Here is a 17,071-nt window from a genome sequence, read left to right as displayed (position 1 = left end):
CTTATAGCAGTATTTATATTTTATTAAACTTAACCATACCATAGATTTCTGTTTGAATTTCAATTGTTATTTTAGTGTAAAATCTGCTATCTTTTGATAATAAATAAAATAAATTAGATGATTGGAATACAAATATGAATCAAGATTGTGTCGATTGGCTATATGGTTTATCTGCACCAATGGTTGTAATAAACATAGAAAATGGAGCAAGTTATACTTCGCCATTTTTTTATCCAGATCGAGATTTTGTTGATATGAAAGAGAGTTGGGGGATTGATTCCCGTGAAACTTTACTTAACTGTGTGTTCGACATGGTTGATGATGGGCACGCTTCAGCATTGTCTAAATATTATTTGATGTATTCTCGACTTTCCGAATTTGATTGGTGTGACCATTATCAAGAACAAGATGACTATCAAAAAGTTTTGCTTGATTTTGTCAAACAAACCTTTCCTGTGTGCGGTACTGCAGGTATCCGTAGTTGGGATTATGCTCGAATGGGATATATCTTACGAAATGGTATCACTAATAAATATATCACCGAACAAGAGGCCTTATGGGTTTTTTCTCGAATAGGACTCCGTTGTCAATATTATTATAGAAACTGGCACCATTACTTTTCAGGCTGGTTTGTTGGCTATCAATATTGGATATCACTCAATAGCAAAGAAGACTTAGAAACATTACGTTGCGAATTGACTCGAGCATCACGCGCTCATACCATGGCAAATTTACATGAAGATAAAGATGCCCCACATAATCGTTTATCTTGGTATATAGATATTGAAGAACTAGAAAAACCTGAGTCACTAATGGAGTATGATTGGTCATGAATGAAAATTTTTGGCAACTGTTAGGCATTGAAAAAACAACCGATCAAGCGGCTATTCGTCAAGCATATCGAGCACAATTACCTTCATATCATCCTGAAACTGATCCCGATGGTTTTAAAGCATTACGCGAAGCCTATGAGTCAGCAATAAAATATGCACAATCGCCCGAAACAATGGTCGATGAACCTAAGTCTGAATCAGAACAACAACAAGAAGTATCAGTATCTTTAACAGAAGAACAGTTTAAAGCCAATGAAATTTGTGAGGCTTATCAAACATTATTAGATGATCCTCGACGCTGTTTTAATGTTAACGAGTGGCAAAAATTTATTGGTTCATTTTATGACTACTCAATGGTAGTTATTGATTCTGTAAAATGGCGATTGTTAGAAATAAGTTATGAATCAAAAAATATATCAGAGTCATGTGTCAAACTATTAGCCGATAGTTTACGTTGGCGGCAACTGCTAATGATTCAATTTACCGATGATTTTGAAAAGTATGATAATTATTTAAATCATATTGATCGTGGTGATTTGTTCAATTACACCTATTTACCGACAACAAGTAAAACACTGCAAAATGTAACTATCGATTATATGTACTATACTAGGTGGTTATTTTGGGAGCGTAGATCTGAGGATATTTATGCATTCTTATCACAAGATACGGTCATTTATCTTCCTGATGATAAAAATTTGATGCTTAAATTTTCCTATTGGCATTGTATAGCTAATATAAAAAATCAAGCTATTTTGGATTACGCTTTAAAATGTATTTCCCAAAATGATCAAGATGAAAATATCATTATCGAATGGAAATATATTGCCGCTATTCAATATACGCTACTTGATAATAAGCAAGAGTCCTTACAATCTTGGCTAGATCTTTATAGTTCTGGTCATTATCAAGATAAAGCAGCCAGCTGGATAGCTGGTTGGTGCGAATATTATAATAAAGATTATTTCCCATTATTAATCATGGCCCTTAATAATTCTTACTGTATTGATATAGATAACACTGAAAATTATTTAAATGCAATACCTCAGCTAACAGCAACAACTGTTTCACGATTGGCGGAACTTGAGGCTAGTGATTATTCCCCTGAAATAGCCAATTTTATTGATTGGGCGTTAAATGTAAATTGGAATTATAGACAAGTTTTATCCATGCTGTTACTTGATGACGGTACCAATCGATTGTATCGCTTATATCGCCATGCCATCATGCTTCGCCACGGTAATGAAAGATTATTGCAAGAAATCCTTGATGAACGCAGCGATGATCCATTTGAACAATTTATTTTGCAAAATTTACAAAGGCAAGCAGGACAAAACCTAACATGGTTATCAGAGCTACCGCCCGTACAAGAGTTTAAAGCTTGGCTATATGATAGTGATGAAAATGCGCCTATTCCAGCTAAATTTGATCCTAATTCTGAAGATAATCATTGTTTGTATTGTCGTTTATGGCTAGATAGGCTTGATTATTTGCCTTATGTTGCCATGTTTCATCTTTATAATAATTTAGAGTATTCATATATGGAAATGTATGATTGGGTAGCTTTTCTTACAATACGAATACCTTACAAATTACCCGCTCCTCCAGATGCTTCTATCTGTTCAAGTAATAAAAATGCCTATTGGCAATGGTATCGTAATTGTTTATTAGTTATATCAATTGCCAGTCAACCCTTTGCAACGGCCAAATATCTTCAAACTGAAAATAATACATTCCAACTACCGGATGATAATTTGCTATCTCCTCTTATTAATATTTTTAAACAAGGAAACTGGCAAAATGAAACAGAGTTATATAATCTGATTAACAATGACAGTAAGTTAATTGATTGCATTTTAATAAATTATCCAAATTCAATTGAATCGTATATTGATGATACACCTGATAGCATTGATTTTAAAGAAATTGAGCAAAAACTTGAACAAGTATGGCAAACTAAATTAGCGAAACAAAACCCTCTCTACTTGATGATTTTATACACCATAGTATTTAATAAGCCCGATCAAAAAACAAAATTAAATAAAATGTTACAAGATATTACTGGCGATAATAAAGAGTTAATAAAAGTATCAACAGTTCTACAAAAAAATTGGGAGTCATTATCATCTGATGATAAAATAAAATACAATTACACCGAACTAGTTGATGAAATAGTGACCATTGCTAAACGTTTATCTAACTCTTACGGTATATGTGATGAAGACGACCTTACAATGCTAGACGAGTTCAAAAATACCAGCGACAATGATTTAGTCTTACGGCTTTGTGCAGCATCACTTATAGCAAAAAATGCCGAAAATCAAAAAAAACTGAATTCACAGGCATTACCTAAAAATAAATGGTGGCAGTTTTGGCGTTGGAATGGACGAACAAATCTAAAAGGTTTGATTACACAATTACTTTGTAATTTTGTACTTTTAGGATTAATGTCCATACTTAGCAATTATTTTGAGCTAAATAGTCCAATCTTTTCTAAGATTGGTTGTTTTATTATTGCAGCTAACACGATTTTTGCTATAAAGAGACGCCTAAATGACAGTTATAAAGGACAACCTTTATTCTTTTACTACTTTTACTACTCTTTAATATCAATATTGGTTATTCCTTGGACTTTTTGGCCATTTAGGCTTCCAGGAATTAAACAAACCAATCGTTTTGGACCACCAGTAGAAGAAATTACCAAGGAAAAAGAAAAGTAAACGACAAGTAATCTCCCCTTTTTTATCTAGGCTATACTTGGCTAAAGGAAGGGGAGAGGATATTTTTAAAAATTAGATCTTTTATCGATTAAGATCTTTTAAGTTTAACTCAATTTCACAACGAATTTCGTTAATTTCTTCAGAATTTTGTCTATTTAGTACTTCCATAAAAACTTCGATATATGATCCAATTAATAGTCGTTCATCACCCAATGATTGTGCCCATGCACGTTCTAGCCTTGCTAATAAAGTACGATTCGGCATTTCGTCGCGAGGGTGAATTTTAAGTGCTTTCAAGCGATCATGACTGTCTTGTTTTTGTTTGTCTGTTAATCCAATTGGACTATGATCAATTACTTTGCCATGTTGCTTACCTGTTTCAAGCAAAACCACATCAACTTCTAATAAGCCATTTAGATCATAACTAAAGCGGACATCAATTCCTTGGGTTCTTTCCATTGGCGTTAGAGGCACTTCAAACTCATCAATTAAAACATTATTTTCAACGCGTGGATTTTCACCTTGATAAACCGAAATACATATCGCTTTTTGCTGAGGGTGCGTTGTGTAAAATGTTTTTACTTTCGAAGTTGGTACAATGGTATTACGTTCAATAATGGGTGAAAATAATCCACTAACATTATTTGAACAACTTTCAATCCCTAGTGTATAAGGGCACACATCAGTAAGAATGACTTCTTCAACATCAGCATTTCGCAATCGACAAGCTGCTTGAACTGCGGCACCTTGTGCAACGATCGTTGTCGGATTTATGTGGCGATAGGGTAATTTACCAAATAATTTAGTAACCAGTTCTCGTACCACACCTAATTGAGATGAACCGCCGACTAATACGATATGTTCAAGTTGATTAGGTTTTAATCGGGCATCACTTAATGCTTGTTCTATTGGTGCTCTTAGTCGATTAAGTAGTGGTAACCATAGTGTTTTAGCTCGGCTTTCGTTTAAGGTAAATTGCCACTGCTTATCTTGCCAAAACCAAGTTAAAGTATGTGATTCTTCAACATTTAATTTACATTTTAGTTGTTCGGCTAAATCTAACAGGCGAGCATAATCATCGGTCGGAATATCTTGTTGTTTAAGATTCCATTCACTTAAGCAAACTTTAACAAGCTCTTGGGTAAAATCTTCACCACCTAAATAGTTATCACCAGCAGAAGCATGCACTTCAATAATGGGCATTGAATATTCAAGCACTGTTACATCAAACGTACCACCACCTAAATCAAATACTAAAGTATTACCCGATTGATCTTCATGTAATCCGTATGCCATAGCGGCTGCTGTTGGTTCATTGATTAAGCGTACAGCATTTAACCCAGCTAACTCGGCAGCAAAGCGAGTTTGCTTGCGTTGTTCATCATTAAAATAAGCAGGAACAGAAATGACAACATCACGAACTTCTTGGTTTAAAAAAGCCTCTGCATCTGCTTTCAATGATTTTAAAATTATGGCTGAAAGTTCAGTTGGCGTAAATTTTTTGTCACCTAATTCGAAAACTTTATTTGAACCTAAAAAGCGTTTAAATGCTGCTGCACTGCGATTTGGATGAGTGGTTAAACGAGACAATGCCGCATGTCCGACTAAAATAGAATCGTCTTCATCAACACTAACTACAGATGGTGTAACAACTTCACCAATTGAGTTAGGAATGAGGACAGTTTTACCATCTTGCCAAACACAAATTAAACTGTTTGTAGTGCCTAAATCAATACCGATTGGATAATGCATAAACTCTCTAAATAATATAATAATTTCCTATTGTTTAGATTATATACTAGCGATCACCAGAATTGCAAAAATGATACTAAAGATTAGTAAAATAGGTTTATCTATTATCTTTAAATATAATTATTTTATTCGTTAATTTTTGTAATTTGGCTAACAAGTTTACCTTTTTTCAGCTTTGTTACGATAATGTCACCCACCGTGACTTGTTCAGAGCGACGAACCACTGTGTTGTTTTGGTCGGTGGTAACTGAATAACCTCGTTCGAGAGTAGCTAGCGGACTAACGTTGTTAAGTTGAGAGGTTTGTAAAACAAATTGATGTTGTGATTTTATTAACTTTTGTTTAATTAAATTAATTAATTGTTGCTGTTTTTGCCAAGTAAGTTGCCCTAAATAGGTAATATTATTTTGTGGAGATACTCGTAATAGTCTTTTATCGAGTGAATTATGACGATTTGATAGTCTGAGAAAATATTGCTGAATATTTTCAGATAATGAATGGCGATAAGCTAAAAGTTGATTTAATTGTTTTTCTAGCTTTGTTTGTGGATGTTGAGTCTGTAATTGGTGTCGCCATTTATTGAGTTTTTCTCGGCATTGCATTAAATAATAATCCATTGCCATGGTTAAATGCTGCTGTTGAACTTGCAAACGTTTTACTTGTTGTAAACTGTCTCGACTAACAAGCTCGGCTGCTGCAGATGGGGTTGCCGCTCTAACATCAGCCACAAAATCGGCAATCGTAAAATCAATCTCATGCCCAACCGCACTCACAATCGGTATTTGACTAGCAAAAATAGCTCTGGCTACCACTTCTTCATTAAATGACCATAAGTCTTCAAGCGAGCCACCACCTCGTCCAACAATTAATATATCACATTCTTGACGAATGTTGGCAATGTGAATCATGTTAGCGATTTGCCCTGCCGCTTCATTGCCCTGAACTTGCGTTGGGTAAATAATTAAATGCAAACTTGGATCTCGGCGTTTTAATATCTGACAAATATCATGCAATGCCGCACCCGTTGATGAAGTGATAATTCCAACTATGCGAATGTTTTCTGGTAATGGCTGTTTATTGGTAGAATCAAATAAACCTTCCTCAGACAGCTTTTGTTTTAGTTGCTCAAACTTTTGCTGTAATAATCCCGTACCTGCTGCTTGGATTTTATCAATAACCAGTTGGTATTCGCCACGTGCCTCATATAGTGTTACTGTGGCCCTGACTAAAACTTGTTGCCCATTTTGTGGGATAAAACCTGCACGAAAATTGCTGTTGCGAAACATAGCACAGCGTACTTGTGCACTATCGTCTTTTAACGAAAAATACCAATGACCTGATGATGGACGTGAAAAGTTTGATATTTCACCTATTAACCAGATCTGGCCAATAGCATCACAAAGCAATTCTTTAACCATTTGATTAAGATCTTTCACTGATAAAATCGAATTGCTTTGCATGCTATTGTCCTTATTACAACTGTATTACAACTATATTATAACTATAAAGGTTTATACTAAATCAAATTGAGCCCAAATTGGTGCATGATCAGATGGTTTTATCATTGCACGAATATCATAATCAATACCCGTTTGTTTACAATAAGTCATCATTTTTTGACTAGCTAATATTAAATCAATTCTTAACCCATTATGGGTTTCAAAACCTTTAGTACGATAATCAAACCAAGAATACTCAAGTTCAGTTGGGTGAGCATTGCGGTAAGTATCAATAAAACCGAGAGACATTAAGTTGTTTATCCATTTTCGTTCTTCCGGTAAAAATGAACATTTTCCTGTACGAAGCCATCGTTTACGGCTATCTTCGGAAATGCCTATATCTAAATCGGTTGGGCAAATATTCATATCGCCCATGACTAAAGTTAGTTGATTATTTAATTGACGATCTTGTAAATACTGTATTAAATCATTATAAAATTTACGTTTAGCAGGGTATTTAATTTCATGATGTAAACTTTCACCTTGAGGAAAATAACCATTAATTATTGTTAAATTACCTTGACTAGTAGGTAACTCAATTATGATCAAACGACATTGAGCATCATCACTATCGTTTGGAAAGCCACATTGCACAGACAAAGGTTGTTGCTTGGTTAACAACGCTACTCCATAATGCCCTTTTTGTCCGTGATAATGTAAGTGATAACCAAACTGTGCTAATTCATCAATGGGAAACTGATCGTTATGAACTTTAGTTTCTTGTAAACCAATAATATCTGGTTGGTGTGTCTCAATAATTGCTGATAATTGATGAATTCGAGCGCGAAGGCTATTAATATTAAACGAGATAACTTTCATAATAAATTTATTATATTTAATTCCATGTTATAAACTAAATACGCATCGTAACAAAAATACGTTATACTGTTAAGCTATTACAATAAAAACCACCATTTGTGATAAAGGGAATCACTAAATATGTCTACGGAATTACTTGCCTTGCGCGATAAAATCGATGAAGTTGATAAATCCATTTTATCTTTAATTACAAAGCGATTAGCATTAGTTGCCGAAGTTGGCGAAGTAAAAAGCAAACATGGCATTCCGATTTATGATCCCAATCGTGAAGCGGATATGTTAGCTAAAAGGCGACATGAAGCTGAAAAAGTAGGTATATCCCCCAATTTAATAGAAGATATTTTACGTCGTTTAATGCGTGAGTCTTATATTAGCGAAAATGATAAAGGTTTTAAAAAAGTCTATAGTGGTCAAGGATCAATAGTGATTGTTGGTGGTAATGGGCAAATGGGACGATTGTTTGCTCGTTTATTTACCCTATCTGGCTATCAGGTTAAAACATTAGGCTCCAAAACTATGCATCAAGCAGCCGAAGTGGTTACTGATGCAGTGGCTGTTATCGTGACAGTACCTATTAACAAAACCTGTGAAGTCATTAAACAACTACCACCATTACCCAAAGATTGTATTTTAACGGATTTTACATCCATAAAAGCCAAGCCTCTCCAGGCAATGCTTGATAAACATCAAGGGCCTGTAGTCGGTTTACACCCAATGTTTGGTCCAGATGTACCAAATTTAGCCAAACAAATTATTGTTTATTGTGAAGGGCGATATCCAGATAAATACCAATGGCTAATTGAACAAATGCGTATTTGGGGTGCCAATTTATGTGCGATTAATGCCAAGGAGCATGACAAATGCATGTCATTCATCCAAGCATTACGCCATTTCACTTCGTTCTCATATGGTGTCAATTTGCAACGAGAACAGGCCGATTTAGAGCAATTGATCGCACTTTCTTCACCAATTTATCGCCTTGAATTGATGATGGTTGGGCGATTATTTGCTCAAGATCCTGAGCTTTATGCCGATATCATCATGGCGTCAGATGATAATATTGAATTAATCAAACGCTACTATGAACGCTTTGGGCAAATGGTCAAACTTATTGAACTACGTGACAAAACTAAATTTATTAAAAGTTTTAACGAAGTAACTCAATGGTTTGGTAGTTATGCCGAACGTTTTATTAAAGAGAGCCAAGGATTATTAAAATTTGCCAATGATAATCGAGAGTAGTTTTATATTAAAAAGTATACTTTCCTGAAAGTTTTTCACAAATTAAAATATACTTTTTATCAAAAGATAGTTGTTAGAAATAATAAATGTTAGTGTGAGGGAATATCATGTCTAATCGAAAATATTTTGGTACAGATGGGATTCGCGGTAAAGTTGGCCAGTATCCTATTACACCAGATTTTGCGCTTAAATTAGGCTGGGCTGCTGGGCGAGTGCTAGCCAAAGATGGCGTTAAAAAAGTATTAATCGGTAAAGATACCCGCATTTCAGGCTACATGCTTGAATCAGCACTAGAAGCGGGATTTGCTTCTGCTGGTGTTGCCGCTGCGTTTACAGGACCAATGCCAACCCCGGCAATTGCCTATTTAACCCGCACTTTTCGTGCTGATGCCGGCGTTGTCATTTCTGCCTCGCACAATCCTTTTTATGACAATGGTATTAAATTCTTTTCAACCGAAGGGAAAAAGCTTGATGATACAATCGAACTAGAAATTGAAGCCGAACTTGAAAAAGAGATCGATTGCGTTGAATCCAAACAACTTGGTCGAGCTAGCCGTATTACCGACGCTGCAGGGCGTTATATTGAATTTTGTAAAAGCACATTTGACCATGATTTAAGTTTGTCTGGATTAAAAATTGTTGTCGATTGCGCTAATGGTGCCACCTATCACATAGCACCAAAAGTATTACGAGAACTAGGAGCACAAGTAATAAAAATTGGTTGTGAGCCAGATGGTGTTAACATCAATGAAAACTGTGGCGCAACTGACATAAAAGCGCTTGCTAAACGAGTTATTGATGAAAAAGCCAATTTAGGTTTTGCCTTAGATGGCGATGGTGACCGCATTATCATGGTTGATCACGAAGGTCGAAAAATTGACGGCGATTTAATTATCTATATCATTGCCCGTGAAGCATTAAGACAAGGTCAACTAAAAGGTGGCGTTGTCGGTACATTAATGAGCAATATGGGGCTTGAAATTGCCCTTAAAAATCTCGGTATCCCATTTGCTCGTGCTAAAGTTGGTGATCGTTATGTACTTGAAAAACTAATCGAAAAAAATTGGCGCTTAGGTGCCGAAAATTCGGGACATGTTTTATTATTAGATAAAACCACCACTGGTGATGGTATTATTGCTGGCTTACAAGTATTAGCAGCAATGATTCGTAATGATATGTCATTGGCTGACTTGTGCAGTGGTATGACAATGTTACCACAAGTATTAATTAATGTTCGGTTTTCAGGTGAAAACGACCCCTTAAATAGTGATGAAGTAAAAGCGGCAATTAAACATGCAGAAAAACAGCTTGGTCATAATGGTCGAGTTTTGATCCGTAAATCAGGAACCGAACCGCTAATTCGTGTTATGGTAGAAGGAAGCAATGAAAACGAAGTGCAAAAGTTGGCAGAAACTATCGCTACAGCAGTTAAAGCCTAAAAATACCCCCAATCATGCCCATTAATTAAGCCATTAATTGAGCTATATTGAAGTTAGAATAGTAAAAGAAGTTGCGTGCATTTACGTAAAATTAGTAAAAAGTGTCTAAAATTTTAATTTTGTTAATCAAAGGTTGACTTGTTATAGGCAATTAGGTTTAAAATAGTAACTTCAGATTATTACAGCAATTGCTTATATCTTTCAACTGAAAACATGAGCAATATTTTTTATTTTTTAAAAATAGGTTAAGAGGGTTATATGTCGGTTTCCTCTCCAGCTTCACCACAAGCTTATATCAAGCATCATCTTGAGAACTTGCAAGTAGGTTCTGGTTTTTGGACCTTAAATCTTGACTCATTGTTCTTTTCGATCTTACTTGGTGTTATTTTTTTGTGGATATTCCATCGTGTAGCAAGAAAAGCCACCAGTGGTGTCCCAAGTAAACTGCAATGTGCAGTAGAAATGATCTTCGAATTTGTCAATAATACTGTTAAGGACATGTTTACTGGTCAAAATAAACTCATTGCGCCGTTAGCATTAACTGTGTTTATTTGGGTTTTCTTGATGAATTTAATGGATCTTATCCCTGTTGATTTTCTACCTTATGCAGGTCAGTACCTAGGTCTGTCACACTTGAGAGTTGTACCAACCGCAGATGTAAGCATTACTATGTCGATGTCCTTAGGTGTGTTTGCACTTATCATCATTTACTCGATCAAGTACAAAGGGATTTCAGGGTTTGTTAAAGAATATACCTTGCATCCATTTAATCACTGGGCGTTTGCACCTATTAATTTAGTACTTGAATTAGTTAGCCTATTAGCAAAGCCTGTTTCTTTAGGGCTTCGACTTTTCGGAAATATGTATGCAGGTGAGCTTATTTTCATCTTAATTGCTGGATTATTACCTTGGTGGTCACAGTGGGTATTATCGTTACCATGGGCCATTTTTCATATTTTAATAATTACGTTACAAGCTTTTATTTTTATGGTGTTGACGATCGTCTATTTAGCTATGGCGTCGGCAACGGAAGATCATTAATTTTAATATTTTTTTGTTAATAAACTGGAGTATATAATGGAAATGTTATTTGTAGCCGCAGGCATTATGATGGGATTAGCTGCAATTGGTGGTGCAGTTGGTGTTGGTTTATTAGGCGGTAAATTTTTAGAAAGTGCTGCTCGTCAACCGGAATTAATGCCTATGTTACGTACTCAATTCTTTATCGTTATGGGTCTAGTTGATGCAATCCCAATGATCTGTGTAGGTATTGCACTTTACGTTATCTTCGTGGTTGCAGGTTAATAAAAATTTAAGGGGGAATCGTGTCATGAATATGAACGCAACTCTCCTCGGCCAAGCAATTACATTTGTATTGTTTGTTTGGTTCTGTATGAAGTTTGTTTGGCCTCCTGTTATTGGCGCGATTGAAAAACGCCAAAAAGAGATAGCCGAAGGACTTGCTTCAGCAGAAACAGCAAAAAAAGATTTGGAATTAGCCAAAGCGAATACATCTGACATAATGCAACAGGCTAAGGTTGAGGCTAATGCAATTATTGAGCAAGCGAATAAACGCAAAGCAATCATTCTTGAAGAAGCAAAACAAGAAGCTTCTCGCGAAAAAGAACGAATTGTTGCTCAAGGACTTGCCGAAGTAGAAGCTGAACGCAAACGAGCAAGAGAAGAGCTTAAACAACAAGTCGCTACACTCGCTATTGCTGGTGCAGAAAAAATTATTGAACGTTCTGTTAATGAAGCCGCAAATAGCGACATCATTGATAAACTCGTAGCTGAACTATAAGGAGAATAGAGCAATGGCTGACTTAATTACGATTGCTCGCCCTTATGCTAAAGCCGTTTTCGAATTTGCGGTAGAAAATAACAGCATCGAATCATGGCATAAAATGTTAGTGCTAACATCTGAAGTGAGTAAAGATACTAAAATAAGAAGTGTCTTAACATCTGATATGAAAACTGATTCGGTGGCTAATTTACTCATCAACATTTGTAAAGATGTGTTAGATGAGTTTAGTACTAATTTTATTAAGATTATGGCTGAAAACAAACGATTATCACTTCTTCCTGAAGTGTTAATCTTGTTTGAACAATATTGTTTAGATAGAGAATCACAAGCAGATGTTGATGTAATTTCTGCCAGTGAACTAACTAATGAGCAACTTAATAAAATTTCTGTCGCTGTCGAAAAACGTTTATCACGAAAAGTAAAACTAAAATGTCATATAGATAAATCGCTCATTTCTGGTTTTATTATTCGTACGGGCGATATGGTTATTGATAGTAGTATCAGAGGGCGTTTAAATCGTTTAAATAACGCTCTACAGTCTTAAGGGGACTGACAATGCAGCTAAATTCAACTGAAATAAGTGAACTAATTAAAGAGCGGATAGCTCAGTTCAATATTGTGAGTGATGCTCACAATGAAGGAACTATCATATCTGTAAGTGATGGTATCCTTCGAATCCACGGATTAACTGATGTAATGCAAGGCGAAATGATTGCATTACCAGGTGGCCGATATGCAATGGCATTAAACCTTGAAAGAGACTCCGTCGGTGCGGTAGTCATGGGGCCATACGAAGACTTGTCTGAAGGTATGAAAGTACAATGTACTGGCCGTATTTTGCAAGTACCAGTTGGTGAAGGTTTATTAGGCCGCGTTATTAACACACTAGGTGAACCAATTGATGGTAAAGGCTCACTTCAACATGACGGTTTTTCACCAGTAGAAGTAGTTGCACCCGGTGTTATCGATCGTAAATCCGTTGACCAAGCATTACAAACTGGTTATAAAGCCGTTGACTCAATGATTCCAATTGGACGAGGTCAACGTGAACTTATCATCGGTGACCGTCAAACAGGTAAAACAGCACTTGCTGTCGATGCAATCATCAACCAACGCGACTCTGGTGTAAAATGTATTTATGTTGCCATTGGTCAAAAACAATCAACTATTGCCAATGTTGTACGTAAACTTGAGGAGCATGGTGCACTTAAAAACACAATTGTGGTTGTAGCATCAGCGTCTGAATCAGCTGCGTTACAATACTTAGCGCCATATGCTGGTTGTGCAATGGGTGAATACTTCCGCGATCGTGGTCAAGATGCATTAATTGTTTATGATGATTTATCTAAACAAGCTGTTGCTTACCGTCAAATTTCGCTATTACTTCGTCGTCCGCCTGGACGTGAAGCTTATCCTGGTGATGTATTTTATCTTCATTCTCGCTTACTTGAACGCGCAGCGCGAGTCAACGAAGCCTATGTTGAAGAGTACACTAAAGGCGAAGTTAAAGGAAAAACAGGCTCATTAACAGCATTACCAATTATTGAAACTCAGGCTGGTGACGTTTCAGCATTCGTACCAACTAACGTAATTTCGATTACTGATGGTCAGATTTTCCTTGAAACTAGCCTATTTAACTCAGGTATCCGCCCTGCGGTTAACCCTGGTATTTCGGTTTCACGTGTGGGTGGTGCTGCACAAACTAAGATAATGAAAAAATTATCAGGTGGTATTCGTACTGCGCTTGCACAGTATCGTGAATTAGCTGCGTTCTCTCAATTTGCATCAGACTTAGATGAAGCAACAAGAAACCAATTAAGTCACGGTGAAAAAGTAACAGAATTGTTAAAACAAAAGCAATACTCGCCAATGACTGTTGCTGAACAATCAATAGTACTTTACGCCGCTGAACGTGGTTATCTTGAAGATGTAGAATTAGCTAAAGTATTACCATTTGAAACAGCACTACTTGCTTATGCCCATAGTCAATATGCCGATTTTGTTAAATCAATTGATGGAACAGGTAATTACAATGATGAGATTGAAGCTAAGCTAAAAGAATTACTTGAAAGCTTTAAATCAACTCAAACATGGTAAGGGTGAGGTAAAAAATGGCTAATGCAAAAGAGATTAGAACAAAAATTGCCAGTATCCAAAGTACGCAAAAAATCACTAAAGCGATGGAAATGGTTGCCAATTCTAAAATGCGTAAGACGCAAGATAGAATGGCTGCTAGTCGACCATATGCCGAAATGATTCGTGAAGTAATTGGACATTTAGCGTTAGCTCAGATAGGCGCCAAACATCCTTATTTAGAAGAAAGAGATGTAAAGCGAGTTGGCTATCTTATCATTTCAACCGATCGTGGTTTATGTGGTGGTTTAAATATCAATCTTTTTAAAACTGTCATTGCTGATATGTCAGCATGGCAGGAAAAAGGTGTTGAAGCTGATGTTGCTTTAATTGGTTCGCGTGGTGTTTCGTTTTTCTCGTCAGTGAAAGCGAACATCTTAACTCAAGCTACTAATTTGGGCGATGAACCAAATTTATCCGATTTAATTGGGCCGGTAAAAACAATGCTTGAGGCATATGACAACGGTAAAATTGATAGATTATATATTGTCACAAACAAATTTATTAATACGATGTCACAAAAGCCGACAATTCAGCAATTATTACCTTTACCACCATCAGAAGATAAAAAACTCAAAGCTTCATCATGGGATTATATTTATGAGCCTGATGCTAAATCACTATTAGACGTGATTTTACGTCGCTATATTGAATCACAAGTCTATCAAGCAGTGGTTGATAATTTAGCGAGTGAACAAGCAGCAAGAATGGTGGCCATGAAAGCGGCAACGGATAACGGTGCAAACCTAATTAATGAATTACAAATTGTGTATAACAAGGCACGTCAAGGTGCTATTACTAATGAATTAATTGATATTGTATCCGGTGCAGCCGCTGTTTCAGGTTAGTGCTAAATATTGGCTTATAGTTAAGAAAAAGACGTAGAGGATTAAAAATGGCTACTGGAAAGATTGTCCAGATCATCGGTGCGGTGGTTGATGTCGAATTCCCAGAAGATGCAGTACCAAAGGTATATGATGCATTAGAAGTGGAAACAGGCACTGAAAAATTAGTTCTGGAAGTTCAGCAACAATTAGGTGGTGGCGTTGTATGTTGTATCGCAATGGGTTCATCTGATGGTTTAAGACGTGGACTTGACGTAGTAAACACTGGTCACGGCATTGAAGTACCTGTTGGTACAAAAACACTAGGTCGTATTATGAACGTACTTGGTGATCCTGTTGATAAAGCAGGTCCTATTGGAGAAGAAGAACGTTGGGCGATTCACCGTGCAGCCCCAACCTATGAAGAACTTGCAAACTCAACCGAACTACTTGAAACAGGTATTAAAGTTATCGACTTAATTTGTCCATTTGCTAAAGGTGGTAAAGTTGGTCTGTTTGGTGGTGCTGGTGTAGGTAAAACCGTTAACATGATGGAGTTGATCCGTAATATCGCTATTGAACACTCAGGATACTCAGTGTTTACTGGTGTGGGAGAACGTACTCGTGAAGGTAATGACTTTTACCACGAAATGAAAGAATCAAACGTACTTGATAAAGTATCATTAGTTTACGGCCAAATGAATGAGCCACCAGGAAACCGTTTACGTGTTGCGTTAACTGGTTTAACTATGGCTGAAAAATTCCGTGACGAAGGTAAAGATGTTTTATTATTCATCGATAATATTTATCGCTATACATTAGCTGGTACTGAAGTATCTGCGTTATTAGGTCGTATGCCATCGGCAGTAGGTTATCAACCAACATTAGCTGAAGAAATGGGGTTACTACAAGAACGTATTACTTCAACTAAGACCGGTTCGATTACTTCAATCCAAGCGGTGTATGTGCCAGCAGATGACTTGACTGACCCATCACCAGCAACAACCTTTGCTCACTTAGATGCGACAATCGTATTAAGTCGACAAATTGCTTCTTTAGGTATCTATCCGGCAGTGGATCCATTAGATTCAACTAGTCGTCAATTAGATCCTTTAGTTGTTGGTCAAGAGCACTATGATTGTGCCCGTGGTGTTCAATCAATTCTACAACGTTATCAAGAATTAAAAGATATTATTGCTATTCTTGGTATGGATGAGTTATCTGAAGATGATAAATTGATCGTTGCTCGTGCACGTAAAATTCAGCGCTTCTTATCTCAACCATTCTTTGTTGCAGAAGTATTTACTGGTTCACCAGGAAAATATGTACCTTTAAAAGATACGATCAGTGCATTTAAAGGAATCATGAATGGTGATTATGACCATATTCCTGAACAAGCATTCTATATGGTTGGTTCAATTGATGAAGCGATTGAGAAGGCAAAATCTCTCTAAGAGATTCATTGAACGAAGATCGTATTAATGGAGATCGTATTATGGCACTAACTTCCTATCAATTAGAAGTTGTTAGTGCTGAATCTCACCTGTTTTCGGGTGATGTTCAGCGAATCAGAGTCACAGGTAAGGAAGGTGAACTTGGGATTTATCCTGGCCATACCCCTTTACTCACAACCATAAAACCAGGCATGGTCGGCATTGTGAAAGCGGATGGTGAAGAAGAGTTTATTTATCTATCTGGTGGCATCTTAGAAGTACAACCTAACATCGTAACTATCTTGGCAGATACTGCAATTCGTGGTGAAGATTTAGATGAAGCAAGAGCACAAGAAGCAGTAAGACAAGCACAAGAACATATTAATCACCCAAGCGATGATATGTCATTTGCACAAGCATCTGCTGAATTATCAAAAGCTTTGGCAAAAATTCGCGTTATCGAATTGACTCGCCGCATGGGTCAATAGTTTGCTTTTTGATGTTTTATCATACACAAAAGGCTATTTGGTATTACAAGTAGCCTTTTTTAACTTTCCGATAAGTTGATTGCTA

General features: G+C 36.4%; 15 protein-coding genes. 12 read left to right on the top strand and 3 right to left on the bottom strand.

Going from position 1 to position 17,071, the window contains the following annotated elements:
- Positions 1-134: 134 nt before the first annotated feature.
- Both J6569_RS01805 and J6569_RS01800 read left to right on the top strand, forming a co-directional pair.
- Positions 135-833: a DUF1266 domain-containing protein gene (locus J6569_RS01805; protein ID WP_065590581.1), complete on the top strand. Its 699-nt coding sequence runs from the start codon at positions 135-137 to the stop codon at positions 831-833.
- Positions 830-3,553 (top strand): hypothetical protein, encoded by a 2,724-nt coding sequence (locus tag J6569_RS01800; protein ID WP_296317341.1) that lies wholly within the window; start codon positions 830-832, stop codon positions 3,551-3,553. The genes J6569_RS01805 and J6569_RS01800 overlap by 4 nt, the downstream gene beginning before the upstream one ends.
- Before the next feature lie 81 nt (positions 3,554-3,634).
- Here J6569_RS01800 and J6569_RS01795 read toward each other — a convergent pair whose 3' ends face one another.
- The 3 genes from J6569_RS01795 to xthA all read right to left on the bottom strand — a co-directional run bounded on the left by J6569_RS01795 (position 3,635) and on the right by xthA (position 7,623).
- Positions 3,635-5,305 carry a molecular chaperone HscC gene (locus tag J6569_RS01795; protein ID WP_174799214.1) on the bottom strand — a complete coding sequence of 557 codons (1,671 nt, stop codon included), beginning with the start codon at positions 5,303-5,305 and terminating at the stop codon, positions 3,635-3,637.
- A gap of 125 nt (positions 5,306-5,430) precedes the next feature.
- Positions 5,431-6,765 carry an exodeoxyribonuclease VII large subunit gene (gene xseA / locus J6569_RS01790; protein WP_174799215.1) on the bottom strand — a complete coding sequence of 445 codons (1,335 nt, stop codon included), beginning with the start codon at positions 6,763-6,765 and terminating at the stop codon, positions 5,431-5,433.
- Positions 6,766-6,816: 51 nt separating this feature from the next.
- Complete coding sequence (gene xthA, locus J6569_RS01785; RefSeq protein WP_065590585.1) at positions 6,817-7,623, bottom strand: exodeoxyribonuclease III; 807 nt, start codon at positions 7,621-7,623, stop codon at positions 6,817-6,819.
- A gap of 120 nt (positions 7,624-7,743) precedes the next feature.
- On the opposite strand from xthA, the gene tyrA reads away from it, so the two are divergent.
- From tyrA to J6569_RS01735, 10 genes are all read left to right on the top strand, one after another.
- On the top strand, positions 7,744-8,865 hold the full coding sequence (gene tyrA / locus J6569_RS01780) for a bifunctional chorismate mutase/prephenate dehydrogenase (protein ID WP_174799216.1): 1,122 nt from the start codon (positions 7,744-7,746) through the stop codon (positions 8,863-8,865).
- 107 nt (positions 8,866-8,972) lie between these two features.
- A complete protein-coding gene (glmM, locus tag J6569_RS01775; protein WP_174799217.1) occupies positions 8,973-10,304 on the top strand; it encodes a phosphoglucosamine mutase in 1,332 nt (443 codons plus the stop codon).
- Between the two features lie 258 nt (positions 10,305-10,562).
- Positions 10,563-11,345, top strand: coding sequence for a F0F1 ATP synthase subunit A (gene atpB / locus J6569_RS01770; RefSeq protein WP_085163680.1), 783 nt, complete (start codon positions 10,563-10,565; stop codon positions 11,343-11,345).
- Between the two features lie 24 nt (positions 11,346-11,369).
- On the top strand, positions 11,370-11,609 hold the full coding sequence (atpE, locus tag J6569_RS01765; RefSeq protein ID WP_085163681.1) for a F0F1 ATP synthase subunit C: 240 nt from the start codon (positions 11,370-11,372) through the stop codon (positions 11,607-11,609).
- A 25-nt stretch (positions 11,610-11,634) separates the two neighbouring features.
- Entirely contained in the window at positions 11,635-12,105 is a 471-nt protein-coding gene (atpF, locus tag J6569_RS01760; RefSeq protein ID WP_034911222.1) for a F0F1 ATP synthase subunit B, read from the top strand.
- Positions 12,106-12,118: 13 nt separating this feature from the next.
- Positions 12,119-12,652, top strand: a complete 534-nt coding sequence (gene atpH, locus J6569_RS01755) for a F0F1 ATP synthase subunit delta (RefSeq protein WP_296317336.1) — start codon at positions 12,119-12,121, stop codon at positions 12,650-12,652.
- A gap of 11 nt (positions 12,653-12,663) precedes the next feature.
- On the top strand, positions 12,664-14,205 hold the full coding sequence (gene atpA / locus J6569_RS01750) for a F0F1 ATP synthase subunit alpha (RefSeq protein ID WP_296317335.1): 1,542 nt from the start codon (positions 12,664-12,666) through the stop codon (positions 14,203-14,205).
- Positions 14,206-14,219: 14 nt separating this feature from the next.
- Positions 14,220-15,089 carry a F0F1 ATP synthase subunit gamma gene (gene atpG, locus J6569_RS01745; protein ID WP_065590589.1) on the top strand — a complete coding sequence of 290 codons (870 nt, stop codon included), beginning with the start codon at positions 14,220-14,222 and terminating at the stop codon, positions 15,087-15,089.
- Positions 15,090-15,136: 47 nt separating this feature from the next.
- Entirely contained in the window at positions 15,137-16,519 is a 1,383-nt protein-coding gene (gene atpD / locus J6569_RS01740) for a F0F1 ATP synthase subunit beta (protein WP_034911215.1), read from the top strand.
- 41 nt (positions 16,520-16,560) lie between these two features.
- Positions 16,561-16,986, top strand: coding sequence for a F0F1 ATP synthase subunit epsilon (locus J6569_RS01735; RefSeq protein ID WP_034911289.1), 426 nt, complete (start codon positions 16,561-16,563; stop codon positions 16,984-16,986).
- Positions 16,987-17,071 lie beyond the last annotated feature (85 nt).

It is taken from the genome of Gilliamella sp., assembly GCF_024104075.1.
Lineage (GTDB): Bacteria > Pseudomonadota > Gammaproteobacteria > Enterobacterales > Orbaceae > Gilliamella > Gilliamella bombi.
Note: the sequence above shows the minus strand (reverse complement) of the source record. Positions and strands in the feature narration are given on the sequence as shown.